The 20,736-nt window shown below is 69.5% G+C and carries 18 protein-coding genes and 1 pseudogene; 12 read left to right on the top strand and 7 right to left on the bottom strand.

The window, feature by feature from the left end:
• The first annotated feature begins 713 nt into the window (after nucleotides 1-713).
• From ACFVYE_RS18070 to ACFVYE_RS18045, 6 genes are all read left to right on the top strand, one after another.
• Complete coding sequence (locus ACFVYE_RS18070) at nucleotides 714-1,661, top strand: formylglycine-generating enzyme family protein (protein ID WP_383958949.1); 948 nt, start codon at nucleotides 714-716, stop codon at nucleotides 1,659-1,661.
• Nucleotides 1,662-1,739: 78 nt separating this feature from the next.
• Nucleotides 1,740-2,306: a PadR family transcriptional regulator gene (locus ACFVYE_RS18065; RefSeq protein ID WP_383958951.1), complete on the top strand. Its 567-nt coding sequence runs from the start codon at nucleotides 1,740-1,742 to the stop codon at nucleotides 2,304-2,306.
• A gap of 142 nt (nucleotides 2,307-2,448) precedes the next feature.
• On the top strand, nucleotides 2,449-4,029 hold the full coding sequence (locus ACFVYE_RS18060) for a sulfatase (protein WP_383958953.1): 1,581 nt from the start codon (nucleotides 2,449-2,451) through the stop codon (nucleotides 4,027-4,029).
• Nucleotides 4,030-4,072: 43 nt separating this feature from the next.
• Complete coding sequence (locus tag ACFVYE_RS18055) at nucleotides 4,073-5,422, top strand: MFS transporter (RefSeq protein WP_389606295.1); 1,350 nt, start codon at nucleotides 4,073-4,075, stop codon at nucleotides 5,420-5,422.
• A gap of 207 nt (nucleotides 5,423-5,629) precedes the next feature.
• Nucleotides 5,630-5,974, top strand: coding sequence for a hypothetical protein (locus ACFVYE_RS18050; RefSeq protein ID WP_389606293.1), 345 nt, complete (start codon nucleotides 5,630-5,632; stop codon nucleotides 5,972-5,974).
• A complete protein-coding gene (locus ACFVYE_RS18045) occupies nucleotides 5,971-7,416 on the top strand; it encodes a sulfatase-like hydrolase/transferase (RefSeq protein WP_389606291.1) in 1,446 nt (481 codons plus the stop codon). The genes ACFVYE_RS18050 and ACFVYE_RS18045 overlap by 4 nt, the downstream gene beginning before the upstream one ends.
• A 164-nt stretch (nucleotides 7,417-7,580) precedes the next feature.
• Here the strand turns inward: ACFVYE_RS18045 and ACFVYE_RS18040 are convergent, their stop codons facing one another.
• The 3 genes from ACFVYE_RS18040 to ACFVYE_RS18030 all read right to left on the bottom strand — a co-directional run bounded on the left by ACFVYE_RS18040 (nucleotide 7,581) and on the right by ACFVYE_RS18030 (nucleotide 10,197).
• Nucleotides 7,581-8,351 (bottom strand): SDR family oxidoreductase, encoded by a 771-nt coding sequence (locus ACFVYE_RS18040; RefSeq protein ID WP_389606289.1) that lies wholly within the window; start codon nucleotides 8,349-8,351, stop codon nucleotides 7,581-7,583.
• A gap of 149 nt (nucleotides 8,352-8,500) precedes the next feature.
• Nucleotides 8,501-9,355, bottom strand: coding sequence for an alpha/beta fold hydrolase (locus ACFVYE_RS18035; protein WP_389606287.1), 855 nt, complete (start codon nucleotides 9,353-9,355; stop codon nucleotides 8,501-8,503).
• A gap of 143 nt (nucleotides 9,356-9,498) precedes the next feature.
• Nucleotides 9,499-10,197 (bottom strand): alpha/beta fold hydrolase, encoded by a 699-nt coding sequence (locus ACFVYE_RS18030; RefSeq protein ID WP_389606285.1) that lies wholly within the window; start codon nucleotides 10,195-10,197, stop codon nucleotides 9,499-9,501.
• A gap of 177 nt (nucleotides 10,198-10,374) precedes the next feature.
• On the opposite strand from ACFVYE_RS18030, the gene ACFVYE_RS18025 reads away from it, so the two are divergent.
• The 3 genes and pseudogenes from ACFVYE_RS18025 to ACFVYE_RS18015 all read left to right on the top strand — a co-directional run bounded on the left by ACFVYE_RS18025 (nucleotide 10,375) and on the right by ACFVYE_RS18015 (nucleotide 12,464).
• Nucleotides 10,375-11,013 carry a CGNR zinc finger domain-containing protein gene (locus ACFVYE_RS18025; RefSeq protein WP_383958967.1) on the top strand — a complete coding sequence of 213 codons (639 nt, stop codon included), beginning with the start codon at nucleotides 10,375-10,377 and terminating at the stop codon, nucleotides 11,011-11,013.
• A 19-nt stretch (nucleotides 11,014-11,032) separates the two neighbouring features.
• Nucleotides 11,033-11,238: pseudogene (locus ACFVYE_RS18020) on the top strand (TetR family transcriptional regulator); the annotation flags it as partial.
• Between the two features lie 452 nt (nucleotides 11,239-11,690).
• Nucleotides 11,691-12,464, top strand: a complete 774-nt coding sequence (locus ACFVYE_RS18015) for a glycosyltransferase family 2 protein (RefSeq protein ID WP_389606283.1) — start codon at nucleotides 11,691-11,693, stop codon at nucleotides 12,462-12,464.
• Between the two features lie 40 nt (nucleotides 12,465-12,504).
• On the opposite strand, the gene ACFVYE_RS18010 is transcribed toward ACFVYE_RS18015, so the two are convergent.
• From ACFVYE_RS18010 to ACFVYE_RS18000, 3 genes are all read right to left on the bottom strand, one after another.
• On the bottom strand, nucleotides 12,505-13,431 hold the full coding sequence (locus ACFVYE_RS18010; RefSeq protein WP_389606281.1) for a TauD/TfdA family dioxygenase: 927 nt from the start codon (nucleotides 13,429-13,431) through the stop codon (nucleotides 12,505-12,507).
• A gap of 84 nt (nucleotides 13,432-13,515) precedes the next feature.
• Entirely contained in the window at nucleotides 13,516-14,253 is a 738-nt protein-coding gene (locus ACFVYE_RS18005) for an ABC transporter permease (protein ID WP_383958969.1), read from the bottom strand.
• Between the two features lie 2 nt (nucleotides 14,254-14,255).
• Nucleotides 14,256-15,179 (bottom strand): ABC transporter ATP-binding protein, encoded by a 924-nt coding sequence (locus tag ACFVYE_RS18000; RefSeq protein ID WP_383958971.1) that lies wholly within the window; start codon nucleotides 15,177-15,179, stop codon nucleotides 14,256-14,258.
• Between the two features lie 109 nt (nucleotides 15,180-15,288).
• On the opposite strand from ACFVYE_RS18000, the gene ACFVYE_RS17995 reads away from it, so the two are divergent.
• The 3 genes from ACFVYE_RS17995 to ACFVYE_RS17985 all read left to right on the top strand — a co-directional run bounded on the left by ACFVYE_RS17995 (nucleotide 15,289) and on the right by ACFVYE_RS17985 (nucleotide 18,528).
• A complete protein-coding gene (locus ACFVYE_RS17995) occupies nucleotides 15,289-16,509 on the top strand; it encodes a sensor histidine kinase (protein ID WP_383958973.1) in 1,221 nt (406 codons plus the stop codon).
• A 5-nt stretch (nucleotides 16,510-16,514) separates the two neighbouring features.
• The gene (locus ACFVYE_RS17990) at nucleotides 16,515-17,174 is read left to right on the top strand and encodes a response regulator (protein WP_389606278.1); all 660 of its coding nucleotides are present in this window, start codon (nucleotides 16,515-16,517) and stop codon (nucleotides 17,172-17,174) included.
• A gap of 133 nt (nucleotides 17,175-17,307) precedes the next feature.
• On the top strand, nucleotides 17,308-18,528 hold the full coding sequence (locus ACFVYE_RS17985; RefSeq protein WP_383958976.1) for a cytochrome P450: 1,221 nt from the start codon (nucleotides 17,308-17,310) through the stop codon (nucleotides 18,526-18,528).
• Nucleotides 18,529-18,553: 25 nt separating this feature from the next.
• Here ACFVYE_RS17985 and ACFVYE_RS17980 read toward each other — a convergent pair whose 3' ends face one another.
• Nucleotides 18,554-20,581, bottom strand: coding sequence for a BTAD domain-containing putative transcriptional regulator (locus ACFVYE_RS17980; protein WP_389606276.1), 2,028 nt, complete (start codon nucleotides 20,579-20,581; stop codon nucleotides 18,554-18,556).
• Between the last annotated feature and the right edge of the window lie 155 nt (nucleotides 20,582-20,736).

Here is a 20,736-nt window from a genome sequence, read left to right as displayed (position 1 = left end):
GCGCGCCGCGTCATGGGAGCAATAGCCTCAGGTCCGGCCGGCCCGCGGCTGACCGGCGACGCTGCCGTTGTTCGTGCCGACGGCCGAGCCTGCGGACTGCCCATTGAAGGGTCGCAGTCCCTCGCTGCAACGATCGGTGGTGAACACCTCGCCGTACGTGCAAGGCCCACGATCACCAGGACGACCTGGTGATGAACGCTCTCACGGTGGCGCGTGTTCTTCCCGTTGGGCCGATGGGTGGCCCGGCATCGGGCGAAGGACTTGGGCAGGCGCTGAGACATCGCTTCAACTGGGTCCGCGCGTCGAAGAGTTGGATGCCACATTCGGTCAGGAAGACCGCCCGGCCCCGTGCGACGCGGGCATAGGTCTCCCGCGACTCCATGGCCGGACAGCCATTTCCTGGCAACTGTTGGAGCCATCGATTGATCACTGGTGTAGCCCGAGGGGGCGTATGTCATTGGGCATCGGGTCGCGGCCGGCCAGGAGCGCGGATGAGGAACGCCGTTGCTCGGCGAGGCGCGTGAAGTCCGGCGCGTTGATCCCTTCCCGCCCCGTACGGCGGAAGGAAGCGCCGGTTGAGCGTGTCGAACATGACCACGATCGCCTTCATGCGGCTCTTCCCTCCCGCGGCTCTGGATAGCTATGTTCGTACGAACATAGGTTGGAGTTGTTGATGGGGACAACCCCCGATGACCAGGAGGATCGGATCCGAGATGAGTGTCTCCCGCGCCCCCGCGCGCTGCTGCATGCCGAACGGTGGAGGGTCCGCGGCCGTGTCGGTGCCCTTGTTCCCCGCGCCGGGCCGGGTGCGCGACGACCAGGGGATGGTGCCGCTGCCGGGCGGCGAGTTCCTGATGGGCACCGACGACACCGAGGGCTTCGCCGGGGACGGCGAGGGGCCGGTGCGGGCGGTGCGGCTCGACCCGTTCCGCATCGACGTGTGCGCGGTGACCAACGAGCAGTACGCGGCTTTCGTCGCCGCCACGGGGTACCGCACCGACGCCGAGCGCATCGGTTGGTCGTACGTGTTCGCCGCCTTCCTGCCGGCGGCCCTGCGGCGCGGGGTGCCCCGGCCGGAGCGCACCCCCTGGTGGTGCGGAGTGCGGGGCGCCGCCTGGGACCGGCCCGAAGGGCCCGGCAGCACAGTGGAGGGGCGCGGCAACCACCCTGTCGTGCATGTGTCCTGGAACGATGCCGCTGCGTACGCCGCGTGGGCGGGCAAGCGACTGCCGACCGAGGCCGAGTGGGAGTACGCGGCGCGCGGGGGACTTGAGCAGAAGCGCTACCCCTGGGGCGACGAGCTCGACCCCGACGGCAGCTACCGTTGCAACATCTGGCGTGGCACCTTCCCCGGGAAGAACACCGCCGCCGACGGGTATCGCGGCACGGCCCCCGCCGACGCCTTCGATCCCAACGGCTTCGGCCTGTACAACACCTCCGGCAACGTCTGGGAGTGGTGCATCGACTGGTGGACCACCGATCACGGATCCGCCCGGCCGCTCGTCAACCCCCAGGGGCCGCCGCAGGGTTCGGACAAGGTGATCCGCGGCGGCTCGCACATGTGCCACGCCTCGTACTGCAATCGCTACCGCGTCGCCGCCCGGACCGCCAACAGTCCGGACAGCTCCAGCGGCCATGCCGGGTTCCGCTGCGCGATCTGATCGTGGCATGACCCTTGACAGCAACCGAACCCCGGGTGAATCTGGGCCAGATAGATTCCCAAGAACATATGAGGTCGGATGCAGCTCGACTACGTGATCCTCGGTGCGCTGGCGCTTCGTCGGCTGTCCGGCTACGACCTGCGCCGCTGGATGGACGGGCCGGGCCGGTACATCGGCTACGGCGTCAAGCTGCCGCAGATCTACCGCAGGCTCGGCACCCTGGTGGAGCGCGGCTGGGTGGACTTCGACGTCGACCCGCGTGAAGGGCGGCCCGACGCCAAGGTCTACCGGCTCACCGAGGAGGGCGAGGAGGCGCTGCTGGCGTGGGCGCGCTCCCCGTACGAGCCGTCGCCGCGACCCATGGATCCCGAGTTCAAGCTGCGCTTCCTCTTCGCGGGTCAGCTCGATCCCGAGATCGCCCTGGACGTCGTCCGCACCGAGCTCGCGTACCGGCTCAAGCACGATGCGGGCAGCGCCGCGCTGCCCGTCCCCGCCCCGTACGAGCCGCAGATCGACGGCCTCGACGCGGACTGGGCCCGTGAGGTGCACACCATGGCCCACGAGCACGGCTACGCGTTCGCCGCCTCCTACATCGCCTGGCTCCAGCTGACCGAGGCCCGCCTGGAGGCCCGGCTCGGCCGCTGATCCCCGCCCCCTACCGGAAACCCGTCTCGAAACCTTCGATAACTCCATACCTGCATACCTGCATACCGCGTTCGCAGCGCGTGGCGAGCCGCACCGCCACGTGGCGGTCGCCCCTTGCCCGATCCCCTGCCGGGAGCTGCACATGCGCATCATCTACGTCGACGTGGACACTCTCCGCGCCGACCACACCACCCCGTACGGATATCACCGGCCCACGACCCCCAACCTGCAGAAGCTCGCCGACAAGTCCGTCACCTTCGACCGCTACTACTGCTCCGACTCGCCGTGCCTGCCGTCCCGTACCGCCCTGACGAGCGGCCAGTTCGGTATCACCAACGGCGTGATCGGGCATTTCGGACCGGCCGCCCAGTTCCGGCTCGACGCCGGGCACGGCCCCGAGCCCGACCGGCCGCTGCTCGGCCAGCGCCTCGGCTTCGGCGGGTATTACACCGCCGCCGTATCGGTCTTCGCCGAACGCCACCGCGCGTACTTCTTCCACGCCAACTTCCGCGAGTCCATCCGCGCCACCGACCGCATGGGCGACGAAGAGGCGCACGACGTCAACCGCGCCGCGATCGACTGGCTGCGCCGGCACGCCGACGACGACAACTGGTATCTGCACCTGACCTATTGGGACCCGCACACCAACTACACGCAGCCCGCGGAGTGGACCGAGAAGATGGCTGCCTCCGGGCCAGTGCAGTCCTGGCCGGACGAGGAGACGATCGCCGCGCATGCCGAGGTGTACGGCCCGCGCAGCGCCCTCGACCTGCACTATTCGATCGGTGGCGCGGGCACCTCGCCCGTACCGCACAACATGCCCGACGCGATCCGCTCCCGCGCCGACTTCGAGCACCTCGTGAACGGTTTCGACGGCGCCGTCGCCTACTGGGACCACTGCTTCGGCCAACTCATGGACACCTTGGAGGAGTTGGGGATCGCCGACGAAACCGCGGTGATCGTCAGCGCCGACCACGGGGAGTCCTTCGGCGAGCTGGGCTCGTACGCCGAACACGGGCATGCCGGCGAGCCCGTCCAGCGCGTCCCGCTGATCGTGCACTGGCCGGGGCTGACCGACCACCTGTCCGACAAGGCCCGCCGCAACGACGCCCTCCTCTACAACATCGACCTCGCCCCGACTCTGTGCGACCTGCTCGGCATGGACGTCCCGGCCGGCTGGCAGGGGGAGTCGTTCGCGCCCGCGATCCGCGGCGAGCGCATCGACTCGCGCGAGTACCTCGTCCTCGGCCACGGCGCCCACACCTACCAGCGTGCCGTCCGCACCCGCGATCACCTCTACATCCGCACCTACCATCCCGGCAGCTTTCGTGCCGAGTGGGAGCAGCTCTTCGACGTGTCCAAGGACCCGTATCTGACCAGGGACTTGATGGGCGAGGAGCCCGAACTCGCCGCCCTGATGCGGTCTCGTCTCGCCGAGTGGTGGCACGAGTACGCGGGCCGGCCCGGCGCCCTGCCCGACCCCATGCAGGCCACCCTGCAGACCGGGCCGACGTACTACAACGACCCCGTCCGCTACGCCGCGCACCTGCGCGCCACCGGCCGCGAGCATCTCGCAGACGACCTGGAGCAGCGCCTCGCGACGCTGAACATCCCCGTGTCCTGGCACGCCCCCGACCGGCCGCGCACCGCTGAGCTCCTCGAACGCTGGACTCATCTGCTGCAGACCCGTGACCAGCGCACTCTCTCCGGGTCGGGCGACTGACCCGCCTCGCCCTCGCATGTCCCCGCACCCGCAAGGAGCCGTGATGCCGACCGATGCCGTACCGTCCGCACCGTCGCAGGCCGCCCCGCCGCCCGCGAAGGCGCCACCGCCCTCAGCCCCGCGTCGATGGCGTCAGCTCTCCTTGCTCGGCGGACTGTTGAGCGTCGACAACAGCGAGTCCAGTGTGCTGTCCGTCCTCTTTCCCGCGCTGCGTGCCGCCCTCGGTCTTCCGCTCGCCGCGCTCGGCCAGCTGGTCGCCGCGAGCAAGCTGGTCACCGTGATCGCCGGGCCCGTGTGGGTCGCCCTGGCCCGCAGATGGCCGCGCAAGAACGTCCTCGCCGTCTGCTGCGGTTTCTGGGGCGTATGGACCGCGTCCATGGGTCTCGCCCAGAACTTCGTTCAGCTCCTCGTCCTGGCCACCGTCGCCGCGGCCGGGTTCGCGGGCGGCGGCCCGCTCGTCAACGGCCTGGTGGCCGACCTCTTCGACGACGCCAGTCGCGGCCGCGCGGCGGGCGTGCTCTACGGCATCGCCGCACTGGGGCTGGGCGTCGCAGGACCGGTGCTCGGCCTCCTCGCGGACGTGGAGAACGGCTGGCGGTACGGCTTCTTCGCCTCCGGCGCCGTCCAGGTGCTCTTCGGCGTGCTGATCCTCGCCTTCCTGTACGAACCCGGCGTCGGCGCAACGGAAAGCGGCAATGTCGGAAAGGCGGCTGCGCCCCGGCTGACCCGGGCGCAGCTGCGCGGTCTGCTGCGCAATCGCACCCTGCTGCTGATCTGCGTCCAGCGCCTGACCACCGGGCAGTTCATCCTGATCAGCTTCGGGGTGACCTTCCTGGTGGACGAGCGTGGCTTCAGCAATGCCACCGCCTCCCTGGTGACGCCGGCCGTCACCATCGCGTACCTGCTCGGCACGTTCCTCGGCGGCTTCCTCGCCGACCGGGTCCACCGGCGTCGACCACGCGCCGGCCGGATCGCGGCAATGCAGACCGCGATCGTCACCTATGCCGTGCTCGCCTGCGTCGCCACCCAGATCGACTGGGGTCCGCTGTGGGTGTACGCGGTCCTGTTCAGCCTGCTCGGCGCCGTGCAGAGCGTCAATCCCGGCATCAACCGACCGATCGTGATGTCCGTGGTGGTGCCGGAACTGCGCAGCACCGCCTTCGCGTTGATGCTCTCCGCCGAGGCCGCCGGGTGGGCACTCAGCTCCCTCCTCGTCGGTCATCTCGGCGACGCGTTCGGCCTGCAGACGGCATTCCTCTGGCTGACCGTCGTCCTCATGCTGGCCAACGGCGCGCTCGTCACTCTGCTTTACCGGCCCTACGCGCGCGACGCCGCGGCCCTCCAGGCGGAACTGACCCGCCGCGCCGCCCCCGGCCGAACGGAACACGCATGACCACCACCATCGAGACCAGAACCCACCACACCTCACCGGCTTCCGGAGACCGACTCCCGCTGCTCCTGTGGGAACCGGCGCACGCCGCCCCCACGGCCGTCGCGCACATCCGTGAACTTGCCACACTGTCACCGCTGTTCCTCGGCGGGCGGTCAGCTTGCGACGGCCACGGCGCTCACCGGGGCCGACCCGATTTCTGCCGGGCTCGTGCTGTTCAACCCTGTGGTGGACCTGTGCGGCAGAGGCGAGATCCTCGACCACTTCCGCGCCGAGCTCGGCCTCGACCCGCGCACCGCCGCCCGCCTCGCCGCTTCAACTGACACGCCCTGGTGTGCCGCCCGCGATCGCCTTCCAGGGCCAGGCCGACGACATCATCCCGCTCGGTGGTTCCGGAACACCGAGCGGGCGGCCGGAGCCGACTGCCGCCTCGTCGAGTACACGGGCGCGCCACACGGATTCTTCAACCCGGGCAGCGGCGAGGAGCGCTGGTTCGAAGAACCGGTGTGCCGCGCCGTCGCCTTCGTCACCGAGCAAACGGAGAACGCCTCGTGAGTACCCGCCCCAACTTCCTGATCTTCATGCCGGACCAGCTGCGCGCGGACGCGATCGGCGCCTTCGGCAACCCGCACGCGAGCACCCCGCACATCGACGCGCTCGCCGCGCGCGGCACCCGCTTCAGCAATGCCTACGTCCAGCACCCCGTGTGCTCGCCCAGCCGCGCCTCCATCCTCACCGGCTGGTACCCGCACACCGCGGGCCACCGCACCCTGACCCACCTCCTCAAGGAACACGAGCCCAACCTCCTGCGCGTCCTCAAGGACGCCGGATACCACGTCACGTGGGCCGGAATGCGCGGCGACACCTTCGCGCCCGGCGTCACCGAGTCCAGCGTCGACGAGTACGGCTTCTCGACCCGGCCCAGCAGGCTCTACGGCGGGGACTACCCGGAGGGCGTCTGGTCCCGCCTGTTCTACCGCGGCAGAGTCCCCGACGACGGCCGGATCGACCCCGACGAGGCGGCGGTGCACACCGCCGAACAGTGGCTGCGCGAGCCCCCGCAGGACCGTCCGTGGGTGCTGTTCGTGCCGCTGGTGGCGCCGCACTGCCCGTTCCAGGTGGAGGAGCCGTGGTTCTCGCGGTTCGACCGCGATGCGGTGCCCGATCCGGCCCCGCCGGGCGACCCCTCCGGCGAACCACGCTATCTGCGCGCCATCCGCGAAGCGCACGGCCTGGACCGGGTCACACCCGAACAGTGGCGCGAGGTCGTGGCCACGTACTACGGAATGGTCTCCCGCCTCGACGACCAACTCGGCAGAATCACCCGGGCAGTGGAGCAAGCGGGTGTCGCGGAACGCACCGTCACCCTCTTCTTCGCCGACCACGGTGAATACCTCGGCGACCACGGGGTGATCGAGAAGTGGCCGTCCGCCATGCACGACTGCATCACCCGTGACCCGCTGATCATCAGCGCTCCCGGGCTCGGTGAGGGCGGTCAGGAGTGCGATGCGATGGTGGAGATGGTCGACGTCCTGCCCACCGTGCTCGACATCGCGGGCGTGCCCGCGCCCCATCGCCACTTCGGGCGCAGCCTCCTGCCGCTGTTGCGCGATCCGGCGGCGCCGCACCGCGAACTCGCCTTCACCGAGGGCGGGTTCACCGTGGAGGAGGAGCCCCAGATGGAGCGCGCCGACTTCCCGTACGACCTGAAGTCGGCGCTCCAGCACAAGGATCCGACCTTGGTGGGCAAGGCCGTCGCCGTCCGGGACAGGGAGTGGACGTACGTGTGGCGGCTGTACGAGCAGCCCGAGCTGTACCACCGTGCCGAGGACCCGCACGAGTCCACCAACCTTGCGGGGCGCCCCGAGCACGCCGAGGTGGAGCGGCGCCTGCACGATGCCGTGCTGCGCTGGTCGGTGGAGACCTCCGACGTCATCCCGGCCGGCCCCGACCCGCGCCGGCCCGACGTGGACCTGCCTGCCCCGGCACATCCCTGATTGAGCCCCGCACACGAGCAAGGGAACCAACGATGCATCACCCCGACCGTGCCGCCGTCGTCGAGCGAGGCCGCTCCGGCCCGCCTCGACCTGGACACCAGGACCCGCCTGCTGGTGTCAGCAGACCGCGGGCGTCGCGCGCGGCGGAACGTATGTTTGCGCGATCAGACGGATTTGACCTCGCTTCCGTCCATGCGGAGCGTCGAGCCGGTCATCCAGCGGGCCGCCGGTGAGACCAGGAAAGCCATCAGTTCGGCGATCTCCTCCGGCCGGCCGTAGCGTCCGATCTCGGCCTGCTGCGGGAACTTGTCGATCGCTTCCTCGACGGTCATGCCGTGGATGGGCGCCCAGTGCTTGAGGTACGAGCGGCGGCGATCCGTCATGACAGGGCCGGGCATGACGCTGTTGACCTGGACGCCGTCGGTGATGCCACGGTCGGAGAAGGCCTTCGCGAGGGCGGCGATCGCTGCGTTGATCGTGCCCACCGCCGCGTAGGGCGCCTTGGGAAAGATGGCGGAGTTGCCCGACATCAGCACGACGGAACCTTTGGTCTCGGTCAGCGCCGGCCATGCCTCGATCGTCAGTCGCCGGGCCCCGTGGAGCTTGAGGCCCAGGCCCGCGTCCCACTGTTCGTCCGTCATCTCGAAGAGATCGATCTGGGGCACCGCACCTGCGATGTTGACCAGAGCGTCGATGCGTTTGAAGGCATCGAGGGTCTGCCCGACCACCGTTGCGGCCGCCGCCCGGTCCGACAGGTCCAGGTCGATGACGAGTGCCTCGGCCCCTTCCTCTCGCACCTTGGCGGCTGTCTCCTCCAGGTGGGTTCGGTTCCGTGCGACGAGCACGATCGAGGAAAAGTCCCGCGCCAACCGGATCGCCGTGGAGCGCCCCATACCCTGGCTGGCCCCGGTGACCACTGCTACTGACTTCGACATGTCACTTCTCTTTTCCTTCACTGAACTCGAGTCGTCCGCCCGGTCGGGACCGCCGATGAACCCTTCAGTCAACGGGCTCTTCCGTGTCGGCGGCCGGGTGGGGAGATGTGACCCTGCAGTGCGCGATCCGCACACCGACCGCTCGCTGCCTAGCTGGTGAGGAAGCCACGAATCGCCGTCGCGATCTCCTCGACATGGGTTTCCAGGGCGAAGTGGCCGGTGTCGACGAATCGCACGTCGGCTTCGGGGATGTCACGCTTGAAGGCTTCGGCCCCGGCGGGCAGGAAGAACGGATCGTTCCTGCCCCACACCGCGAGCAGTCGCGGCCTCCTGGTCCGGAAGTACTCCTGGAATGTGGGGTACAAAGCGACGTTGCTCGCGTAGTCGAGGAAGAGATCGAGCTGGATCTCGTCCGCGCCAGCGCGCGCGAGGTAGTGGTTGTCCAGCCCGTAGCCGTCCGGGCTGACCCGCGTTTCGTCGGGCACGCCGTGCTGGTACTGCCAGACCGTCGTCTCCGGCTGTACGAGCGTCCGGATCGCTTCCCGGTTGGCTGCCGACGGGGCCTTCCAGTACGCCTGCACCGGATTCCAGTTCTCGCTCAGGCCTTCCTCGTACGCGTTGCCGTTCTGCGACACGATCGCGCTGATCCGCTCGGGATGGCGGGCGGCGATCCGGAATCCGACCGGCGCGCCGTAGTCGAACACATACAGTGCGAAGCGATCCAGGCTCAATACCTCCGTCAGACGGTCGATCACATCCGTGATGTGTTCGAAGGTGTAGTCGAAGTCGTCTCGTGGGGGCATGTCCGACATGCCGAAGCCGGGCAGGTCAGGGGCGACGATGTGGAACCTGTCGGCAAGCAGGGGTATCAGCTCGCGGAACATGTGGCTCGAGGAGGGGAAACCGTGCAGCAGGATCAGTGTGGGTGCATCCGGTTCCCCGGCTTCCCGGTAGAACACCTTCAGGCCGTCCACGTCAGCCGTGCGGTATGCAATGTCAACCATGACGTTCCCCCTTTTTCTGGGCAGCCACCGGAGCGTGGCCTCAAGAACTGTTGAAATCGACTCCATTGGTAACTGTTCAAGCGGAACTCGAAGGGTTACCCGTCTTGCGTTTTCGGATGACCGCCGCAGCTTCGCCGGATCCGTCACCTCTCCGACCCGACCTCGCGCACGGCTTCCATCACGATGTCGACGACCGCTCCCGGCGCCGTGAGCATGGGAAGGTGATCGACGGGGGCCGTGCGCACCCGGGCCTTCATCCGCCGGGCCATGAACCGCTGGGTGTCCGGAGGGATCATGCGATCCTCCTCGGCCACCAGGAACCAGCTCGGCCGGTCCTTCCAGGCCGGACGCCCCACCGGGACTTTGATGGCTGCAGCTGCGAGGGGCCGCTGCGTAGCGGCCAGCTGCGCCTGCTCCTGCCCCGAGGCGTTCTGGGCGAATGCGTCGGCGAAGGCGTCTTCGGGCAGCCAGATCAGTTCGTGGTGATCGGGGACGATCGTGGGTGCCCGGGGGTGCGGCTCCGCTCGGTAGAAGACGTCGGCCACTGTCTCGCCCTGTTCCGGTGCGAGTGCGGCGATGTACACCAGTGCGGCGACCTTGTCGTCGTCCGTCGAGGCGATGACCGCGCCGGCGTAGGCGTGGCCGACCAGCACCACCGGACCGTCGACCAGTTCCAGCGTCCTGTCGAGCGCCGTGATGTCGTCGGCCAGTGAGGTGAGCGGCAGCGGCGCGGCAATCGCCTTCACCGCTTCGGATCCGAGCCCGGCGATCACCTTGTTCCAGCTTGACCCGTCGGCCCACGCCCCGTGGACCAGCACCACTCCGACGTTGTTCTCGGACATTGACTGTCCCTTCCGGGACGGCCTGCTCGGCGAGTTGGCGTACTCTAATGAATAACCGCCCTGATCTCATTTTCGAGGTTACGAGCGTCGCAGTAACTTGTCAAAGCGGCCCAGGGGGGTTACTTTCGCGTTCCAGCGCTGACGCCACGCACTCACGCACGGGAAGGTGCAGCCAGCATGGCCCAACACACTCCGGCTCTGTTCCTGGCCGATTCGCCCGGTCTGGACTTCCTCAACTCGGTCGCGACACCTGGCGACACACAGATCGACTGGATCGAGGACGGCGCCGGCCTGCTGGCTTGGCTGGGGCAGGCGGAGCTGGTTTCGCCCAACACACTCGCATCACTGCGGGAGCAGGCCATGCCCGGCGAGCTCGACACAGTCGCCGCCCAGGCGCGGAGCCTGCGCGAGGAGTTCCGAACATTCGTCCGCGAACACAAGGGCAGGCGCCTGGAGGCGGAGACCCTGGCAGAACTGGCGGCCCTGAACCGACTGCTCGCAGGAGACGAGGGATTCTTCCAACTCGACTTCGTGAAACAGCAGAACGCACCAGGTCTCCAACTGCGCAGGACACGCCGTTGGCGCTCACCGGACTCACTGCTGCTGCCCATCGGCGAAGCGCTGGCGAGACTCCTCAGCGAGGAGGACTTCTCCGACGTCAAGGTTTGCGAAGGCCCCACATGCACGCTCATGTTCGTCGACCACACCCGCGGGCGCGTCCGCAGGTGGTGCAGCATGGCGATCTGCGGCAACCGCGCGAAGCAGACCGCACACCGCAACCGGGTCAGGAAGATCCGGGACACCGCGGGCGCGTAACTTTCCTCGTTGAACCCGAATGCCGACGCCGTCGCGGCGAGATCGCGCGAACCGAGCGGCACCGCGATGGCGGCGAGCGGCCACCCGCGTCGTGCAGTGCGAAGGTGTCAAGAGCGTCACCTTCGGCTCCGTTGCCGCGGAGACCGGCCTGACCAAGGCGCACTCCTCTACCACTTCGCCTCCCGCGACGACCTCGTCCAGGCCATCCACCAGCACCTCGCCGACGAGCCGCTGCGACGAGCTGGTCCCAGGTGTTGTAGTGGGCTGCCATGGCGATCAGGAGCTGGGCCGTGGCGTAGGCGTCGAACATGGCTCGGTGCCGCTGTGCGGGGCCGCTCGCAGGTCTGGTTGGACGTGCTCGATCAGGGCGTCGAGCGAGCATTTCGGCAGGCCCGGGTAGGTGGCCCTGGCCAGCCGGAGCGTTTCGAGCACTCCGGCCGGCATCCACTGAGGCAGGTGCGCGGACAGGACGCGGTAGTCCACGTGCGCGTTGTGGGCGGCGATCCATGCCGCGGGTCCACGTCGAAGCCGACGTCACGGTGCCCCACCTCTGCGGTGTGGACGGCCAGCGGCAGTCCCCTATAGCCCTGACCAGCGACGACAACATGCATGGCAGCTCCTGCTCGATCGCAGTGCTTGAATGGACCGTCGTTCCTGGCTGAGCAAGGAGAAGCGCTGTGCCCCTGGTGTCTGTCGTGATGCCCGTGTACAACTCGGCAGCCACTCTCGGCCCGGCAATCCGGTCGGTGCTCACGCAGACCCACAGCGACCTGGAGCTGCTGATCACCGACGACAAGTCGTCCGATGGCTCCATGGACCTGCTCATGGAGTTCGCCCGGCAGGACAAGCGCGTCCTGCCGGAATCGGCACCCGAACGGGGCGGTGCCGGCCGGGCACGCAACCTCGCTGTCGAGCGGGCCCGGGGGGACTACGTCGCCTTCCTCGACAGTGACGACATGTGGCTGCCGGAGAAGGCCGAGCGGCAAATCGAATTCGCGGCGGCGGGTAGTGCACCTCTCACGTTCACCTCGTACTTCAAGATGGACGCCGACTACGACGGCGAGAGCACCGACTTCATCCCGAACGGGCGCGTGGTCCGCGCGCGGGAACACGTGGACTACCGCGCGATGCTGGTCCAGGACCACATCGGTGCTCTGACCGCCATGTACGACCGCAACGTCCTGGGCACGAGGCTGATGCCGGAGATGCGGAAGCGACAGGACTACGCGCTGTGGCTGTCGATCATGCGCGACGGCGCTGACGCCCGGGGCCTTCCCGAGCCGCTTGCGGTGTACAGGGCCCACCAGGCGGGGTCACTGTCCTCCAACAAGCTGTCGCTCGTCCCGTACAACTGGGAGCTGTACCGCGAGCACGAGGGACTGTCGGTCCCGCGGGCGACGCGGGCGCTGACCGGCGCTGTGTGGCAGTCGCTGCGCAACTCGCGGATCTAGGACCCTCCGCGAGACCCGGCCAGACACCCGCCCGCACGACCTACGAGGCGGCCTGACCCGCGGCGCCCGCACTGCGCAGGAACAGTTGGAGCAGCAGGCGGCGGTTCTCGGGCGTGACACCGTGCCGGCCGTCGCCGAGCGGCTCGCGGCCGTGGACCCAGCGGTGCTGGTTCACGATCAGGAAGTCGCCGCGCCGGAGCGTGCAGGAGACCTGGCCGGCGACCATCCGGTCCGCGAGTTCCTTGGCCGCCAGGGCGTGCCCCTCGTCGAGTCCGGGTTCGGCGAGCATCTTGGCGGTGAACCGGACGAATCCGAGGTCTTCGGGTTCGCCGTCCAGGACGGGGAACGGCGTGTACTCCTCGCCGACGTCAGACAGCTCGAAGAACGATCCGTAGCGGTATGCCACGTCGGCCAGGAGGGCGCGACTTGATGACGTCAAGCGCGATACGGCCTCGCGAGCATCGGAAAGTATGCTCGCGCCGGCACCGAGCGGATCGGGGCGGACGCACAGAAGCGTGGTGTAGTCCGGCGGCTGGGTCGCGTTGACCAAGTCCATGTGAAATGCGTTGTACCCCGTACCGGTGGACAGGCCGGGGTTGGCGTTGAGGTTGGTCCCGAGCTCCTTCCACAGCGGCCATCGCTGGAAAGGCTGGAAGGGGTTCGCTACTTCGGCAAGAATCGCCGTTGCCAAGCGGAGGAACTGGTCCCCGACTCCCAGTGCCTGGGCGATGTTCCCCATGCGCACCACGGCGTATCCCCCCGGCGCCCCGTTCAGCGCGGCGAGGAGACGGCCCCTGATTTCATCGAACAGCGGAGCCGAGTCCAGTTTGGTCGGGTACCTCTCGATCGTGGAACCCGCCAGGAAGGCGCCCTCCACGCTCCAGGCAGGAAGCGTGCTTCCAATCTCGATCAGATCGCCTTCCAGCTCTTCCGGCAGGTCGATGAAGCGGTCCGAGTCAGCGTTCACGATCTCGGGCATGTGCTGTGCCCGAGGACGTGGCAGGCCGGGGGCAGCCGGTCTCATCCGTTCCCCCGGCCTGTCACGCGGGACCTACGCGTCCCTGCGCCTCAGGGACCACCACCCCGCCAGAACCGCCGCGCCCGCCCACAGTGCCGTTACCCCAAGGCCTGCCCACGGCGTCAGGTCGCTCGGCGGGTTCACATACAGGACCTGCTGTCCGGCGCGGTCGGGGAGGTAGTCGGCGATGGAACCCGAGGTCTCGCCCAGGATCATGGAGACGATGAGGATGAACGGGATCAGGATGCTGAGCACGGCGAGGCCGCTGCGCAGCACCGCCGTCAGGCCGGCTGCGAAGAGCGCCATCAGCGCGAGGTAGACGGCCCCGCCCAGACAGGCGCGCAGCGCGTCCCCGTCGCCCAGGCTCAGCGCCGCGTCGCCCAGGAAGGCGCTGCCGCCCAGGAACGACACGAACGTCGTCACCAGGCCCATCGCCAGCGCGAGGCCCGCCACGTTCGCGAGCTTCGCCGCGTAGAACAGGCCCCGGTTCGGCACCGCAGTCAGCGACGCGCGGATGGCTCCCCCCTGGTACTCGGACGACATGGCCATCGTGCCGAAGGAGATCACCGCGATCTGGCCCAGGTTGAGGCCGAGGAAGACGGAGAAGAGCGCGTCGAAGTCGGCGCTGTCCGCTTCGGAGTCGCCGGTCGCCGCGTTGGCCGCGACGGCGAAGCCGGCCGTCAGCAGGAAGACGGCCAGCAACGACCACGCGGTTCCGCGCAGGGTCCTGATCTTGATCCACTCGGAGCGGAGTACGGCTGCGGTGGACATGGTCAGGCCTCCTGCGGGGCTCGTGCGGAGAATTCGGTGGAGGCAGCGGTGAGGTCGAGGTAGGCCTGCTCCAACGTGGCCTCTTCGGCGGCGAGTTCGAGAATGACGATGCCCTCCTGGGCGGCCAGCGGGCCGATGGCGTCGATCTCGACGTCGTCGATCAGCATGCGCCCGTCGTCCGACTCGACGGGGGTGTGGCCGTGCCGCAGCAGCGCCTCGCGCAGCCGTGCGGGCTCCGTCGTACGGACGCGGACACGCGGCTTGACGCGGGCCGCGATGAAGTCCTTCGTCGGCGTGTCCGCCAGCAGCCTGCCCTTGCCCAGGACGATCAGGTGGTCGGCGAAGGAGGCCGTCTCGCCCATCAGATGGCTGGAGACCAGCACGGTGCGGTTCTCCCGCGCGAGGCGGCGCATCAGCTCGCGGATCCAGATGATGCCCTCGGGGTCGAGGCCGTTCGACGGCTCGTCGAGCAGCAGCACCTGAGGGTCGCCGAGCAGGGCCGCGGCGATGCCGAGGCGCTGGCGCATGCCGAGGGAGAACGTCTTCACCCGGCGGGACGCCACGCTCGCGATGCCCGTCAGTTCGAGGACCTCGTCCACCCGCCGGTCGGGAATGCGATTGCTCGCGGCGAGAGCGAGAAGGTGGCTGCGGGCGGTGCGGGAACCGTGCGGCGCCTGGGCGTCGAGGAGGGCGCCCACATGCCGCAGCGGCTCGTCGAGCTGCGTGAACGGGCGGCCGCCGATCGTCGCCGTGCCGGAGCTCGGGCGGTCGAGGCCGAGCATGAGGCGCATGGTGGTGGACTTGCCCGCGCCGTTGGGGCCGAGGAACCCGGTGACCTGGCCGGGCCGGACGGAGAAGGTGAGGCGGTCGACCGCGCGCACCTGTCCGTAGACCTTGGTCAGGTCCTTCACTTCGATGGCTGTCATGATGACGACGGTGCCGTTCACAGGGGGGTGTCCGCTTCCCCCGGCGGAGGGAACGTCCTCCCCCACACGGGGGAGGCGACTGCCCCACCCCGCTGGGATCATGGTCCTCATGAAGCGTCTCCATCGGCTGCTGCGGCCCGTGTCGCGTGCGGTCACGTACACCCGGTGGCTGCACCTGTTCATTGGCGCGGTGGCCGCCGTGGTGGTGGTCGGGGTGGCCTTCCCGGGCCTTGAGGACCCCAGCGGGGGCATGTGGCTGCTGCTGTTCTTCGTGCCGCTCCCGCTGCTCGCGCTCGCCGCGGTCGTCCCCGGCACCCGGGTCGCCGAGACGATGCAGGCGCGGCTGCTGCTCTACCCCGGGCCGCAGTCACCGCAGGAGCATCCGGCGCCGGAGATCGCCGGTTCGCCCTCGGCCACGTGGGGCGACCGGTGGCGGGTCTTCGTGTGGCTGACCTTGCGGCTGTGGCTCGGCTTCGGGGTCACCGTGGTCACGCTCAACGGCGTCGTACTGACGCTGGGTCTGCTGATGCCGTCCCTGTGGCCGCCGTTCGGGCCCGCACCCATGCTGCTGCCCGGGAGATGGGGGTGGTGGTACCCGCTGCTGGCGCCGGTGTCCGGCGCCGCGCTGGTCGCCGTCGTATGGGGGGCCGGCGCGCTGATGGCCGACCTCGCACCCCGGCTGCTCGGCCCGTCCCCGGCGGAGCGGCTCGCGGAAATGGAGGAGCGGACCGAGCGGTTGCTGGAGCGCACGCGGCTCGCCCGCGAGCTGCACGACACCATCGGGCACGCGCTCACCATCGCCGTGGTGCAGGCGGGCGCGGCGCGCGCGGCGGGGACGCCGGAGTTCACCGACCGGGCACTGGCCGCCATCGAGGACACCGGGCGCGAGGCGCTGTCCGAACTGGACCGGGTGCTCAGGCTGTTGCGCGAGGACGCCCACCCGACGGCGCAGCGGCCCACGCTCGCGCACGCCGGACGGCTGGTCGAGTCGGCGCGCGGGGCCGGGGCCGACGTGACCACCCGGATCGGCGGGGACCTCAACGCCGTGCCCGGGCCGGCCTCGCGCGAGGGTTACCGGATGCTGCAGGAGTGCCTCACCAACGTGCTGCGGCACGCGGGCTCGGTGCCGGTGACCGTGCGGATCGAAGTCCTCGACAGCCGACTGGAGTTGGAGGTGCGCAACAAGCAGCCGGCTGAGTCCGGCGGGTCCAGCGGCGGCGGCTCCGGGCTGCGCGGGCTGCGCGAGCGGGCCGTCCTGCTCGGCGGTGCGGCCGCGTACGGGCCGTACGACGGGGTGTGGCGGGTTCACGTCACCCTGCCGCTACAGTGACGGGCATGCCAATCACCGTCCTGCTCGTCGACGACGACGCGCTCGTACGCGCTGGGCTGCGCGCCATCCTAGAGGCGCAGCCCGACATCGAGGTCGTCGGCGAGGCGGCGGACGGCGCGGCCGTCATTCCCCTGGTGAGGAAGCTGAGGCCGGACGTCGTAGCCATGGACGTACGCATGCCGCTGATGGACGGCATCGAGGCGACCCGGGCCGTGCTGCGGACGGTCACCGATCCGCCGAGGATCCTCGTCATCACCACGTTCGAGGAGGACGAGTACGTCTACGGGGCGCTGCGCGCCGGCGCCGACGGGTTTCTGCTGAAGCGCGCCCGGCCCACCGAGATCGTGCACGCAGTGCGGATCGTCGCCGAGGGCGAGTCGTTGCTCTTCCCGCCCGCGCTGCGATCCCTTGCCGCCGCGCACGGCAACGAGTCGGCGCGGCGGGCACTGGAGAAGGCCGCGCTCACCGAACGCGAGGGCCAGGTGCTGCGGTTCGTCGCGCGCGGCCTGGCGAACGCGGAGATCGCCGCCGAGCTGCACCTGGGCACCGAGACGGTGAAGACGCACGTGAGCGCGGTGCTGGCGAAGCTCGGCGCGCGCGACCGCGTCCAGGCCGTGATCACGGCGTACGAGTCGGGCTTCATCACCGCGGGGGCGGACGGGTAGCGGCACCCGGCCGCGCCGGGGTCCAGGGGCGGGGAGGGGCACTTGACCGTGTAGTCCGGCGACAGAACTGCGCCCGCCCGCGGGGCTAGCCTCCGTGTCCATCGAGCCCACGACGCGATACGTGAGGAAGCAGATGAGCGGTGTGCGGGAGCTCCCGGAGGACTGCACCACGGTGGATCTGGCCGACCCCTGGTTCTTCCGGCTCCACGACCAGTACGAGCTGTGGCGCAGGCTCCGGGCCAAGAACCCGGTGTTCTGGACGGAGCCCGGAGAGGGCCGGCCGGGTTTCTGGTCGGTTACGCGCTTCGAGGACGTGCAGCGCGTCTACCGCGACAACCGGCGGTTCACCTCCGAGCGCGGCAACGTGCTCACCACGCTGCTCGCGGGCGGCGACTCGGCGGCGGGAAAGATGCTCGCGGTCAGCGACGGCGAGCGCCACCGGGAGCTGCGCAACATCATGCTGAAGGCGTTCTCGCCCCGGTTCCTGCGGTCCGTGGAGCGCCGGGTGCGGGACATGGCCGACCGGCTGATCTGTGAAGTGGTGGAGCGGGGCGGCGACTTCGCGGCGGACGTGGCGGAGAAGATCCCGATGGGGACGATCTGTCATCTGCTGGGAGTTCCGGAGAGCGATCAGGCGTACCTGCTGACCCTCACCAAGTCCGCGCTGAGCTCGGAGCACGAGGACACCACCGAAGAGGCCGCCGTACGCGCGCGCAACGAGATCCTCCTCTACTTCCTGGACCTCCTGGACGGCATCAGGAAGACGCCCCGCGAGGGCGCGATCGCCGCCCTCGCGGACGGAGCGGTCGGGGGCCGGCCCCTCACGGAGGAGGAGATCGTCTTCAACTGCTACAGCCTCGTCATCGGCGGGGACGAGACCAGCCGGCTCTCCATGATCGGCGCGGTCCACGCACTGGCGGAGCACCCGGAGCAGTGGAAGCTGCTGCGCGCGGGGGAGACGGGGACGGACACCGCCGTGGACGAGGTGCTGCGGTGGACCACCCCGGCCATGCACTTCGGGCGGACCACACTGGAGGAAGTGACGATCGGCTCCCGCACGATCGGGCCCGACTCCGTCGTCGTGCTCTGGAACACCTCGGCCAACCGGGATGAGGAGGTGTTCGAGGAGCCCGAACGGTTCCTGCTGTCACGTGCGGCGAACCGCCATCTCACCTTCGGCTACGGACCGCACTTCTGCATCGGGGCCCACCTGGGGCGCGCGGAGGTCGGTGCCGTACTGGACGCCCTGCGCGCCCACGCCTCGGCGCTGGAGCTCACCGGCGAACCACGTCGGGTGCACTCGAACTTCCTCAACGGCTTCAGCAGCCTTCCGGTTGCCTTTACCCCGAACTGAGGAGGGGGCCGGGGCCCCGCTCTCGTCAGGCGCACCGCTCGCGGGCGTGCAGCCTGGTGAGCACCGGGAACGCGTAGCGGCCCGCGGAGTCCGGCCCCTCGAGGAGCTGGTGGTCGACGAGTGTCTCGGCCGCGTCCTCGGCGGCGACCAGGCTGCAGCCGAGCGAGGCGGCGGCGGCCCGCAGGGTGAAGGAGCCCCCGCAGGCCCTCGCCAGCGCCAGCAGGGCCCGCCGGGAGGCGCTCGCCAGGGAGACGAAGTGCGTGTCGAGGCGGGCCCGGACGTCGAGCTCGCCGTGGGACAGTTCCGACAGCCGGCCCTGTTCGTCGGTGAGCCGCTGGACCATGCGCAACAGGGACCAGTGGGGGCGGGTGACCAGACGCTGGCCCACGATCCGGATGGCGAGCGGGAGATGCCCGCACAACTCGGCGATCTCCTCGGCCGTCTGACGCTCGGCGAGCACGCGCTCCTCGCCCACGATCCGGGTCAGCAGCCTGACCGACTGCTCGGCGGTGAAGAGGGAGAGCGGCAAGTGCCGGGCTCCGGGGATGGAGGACAGCGGCGCCCGGCTGGTGAACAGCAGGGCGCTGGTGAACCCGCCGGGCAGCAGCGGCTGCAGTTGCTCGTCCCGTACGACGTTGTCGACGACGACGAGGACACGGCGCTCGGCGAGCAGGCTGCGGTACGCGGAGATCCGCTCCTTGAGCCCGCGCGGGACCTCGGCCTCGGCCATGCCCAGCGCCCGGAGGAAGCGATGCAGCGTGGTGTACGTGACGTGGTTGTCGGCCAGGGCTTCGCTGCGCAGGTCGGCGTAGAGCACCCCGTCCGCGTACCGGAGCCTGCACGAGTTCGCCACGCGGACCGCGAGGACGGACTTGCCGACCCCCGGCGGTCCGTAGATGGAGGCGACCGGCGAGGGGCCGAACAGGCCGCCGGGCGAACCGCTCTGGGTGAGGTGCTGCAGCAGCTGATGGTGCTCGCTGCGGCCCACCAGGTCGGGGGTGTCCGGCGGCAGCCCGTACGGACGCTCGGCCTCCGCCCGGGGCTGGGTGGCCCGCACGGCCTTCTCGTCAGTGGTGCGGCTGACGCCACGCAGCACGGACAGCTGCGCGGCGCGCAGTTCGGGTCCGGGGTCGATGCCGAAGTCGATCCGCAGGGTGCGGTCCAACTTGCTGAACAGGCCGAGGGCTTCGACCTGTTGGCCGGCTCCGGCCAGCGCGACCATCAGCTGGGCGTGCAGGCCCTCGTGCAGCGGATGGTGCCGCACGAGGGGCTGCAGCTGGTCGATGGCCTTCTCGTAGTGGCCGTAGGCGACGGCGAGTTCCGCGAGGCGCAGCGCCGCGGTGATCTGCCGCTGGTTGGCGTCCAGGGCGAGCGGGTGCTGCTGCAGCCGCGGCGAGGAGCCGTGCAGCACCGGACCCGACCACAGGCGCAGCAGGTCCGTCAGGATCCGCACCTCAAGGCTGAGATCCCCGCTGACCCGGGCGTGTTCGGCCTCCTCGGCCAACTCGCGGAAGCGCAGCAGGTCCAGCTGGTCTGCGCCGATCCGTAGCTCGTAGCCCGCGTTGCGGCGCACGATCTCCGACGCGTCGGAGCTCGGGTCGCTGTGCTTCGCCAGCAGCGCGCGCAGCCGCGAGACATACGTGTGGACCAGCTGGTTGAAGGAGTTCGGAGGGGCCTCGCCCCACAGCACGTCGACGATCTCCGCCTGGGAGACGCTCTCGTTCGCGTGCAGGGCCATCAGGCCGAGCAGGCTCTGCTGCATGGGGGTGCCTGCGTTGAGCACGCTCCGGCCGCGTACCGCGCTGAGCGGACCGAGGACCCGGAGCATCAGCCGGTCGTCCTCGCCGTACGCGGCCTCGTCCAGCTGGGACTTGGCGGCCGCATGGTCGAGCAGGCGGGGTTCCTTCAGCACTTCGGCCAGACGCTGTATGGAGTGCCGCCGCGGCATGCGGACACGGCCGTTCTCGATCTCCCGAAGTGTCCGGAGGCTGATTCCGGACCGCTCGGCCACCACCCGCTGACTCAGCCGGGCTCTCTCTCGCGCGTCTCTCACCAACTCCCCTACATCGTCGGTCTGTTCGTCTAATGCGCCTTGGACCGCCATCAATTCCCCGTTCGTTGACGAGCAGCCATTCCTGGCACCCATTCCGGCTAGGTATTTCACACGTCTGTACGACTCTGCGGAAGAGGCAGATCGTGCATCCAGTG

Source organism: Streptomyces sp. NPDC058239, assembly GCF_042882185.1.
Classification (GTDB): domain Bacteria; phylum Actinomycetota; class Actinomycetes; order Streptomycetales; family Streptomycetaceae; genus Streptomyces.
The sequence above is the reverse complement of the archived record's forward strand: the minus strand, read 5'-3'. Positions and strand labels throughout refer to the sequence as shown.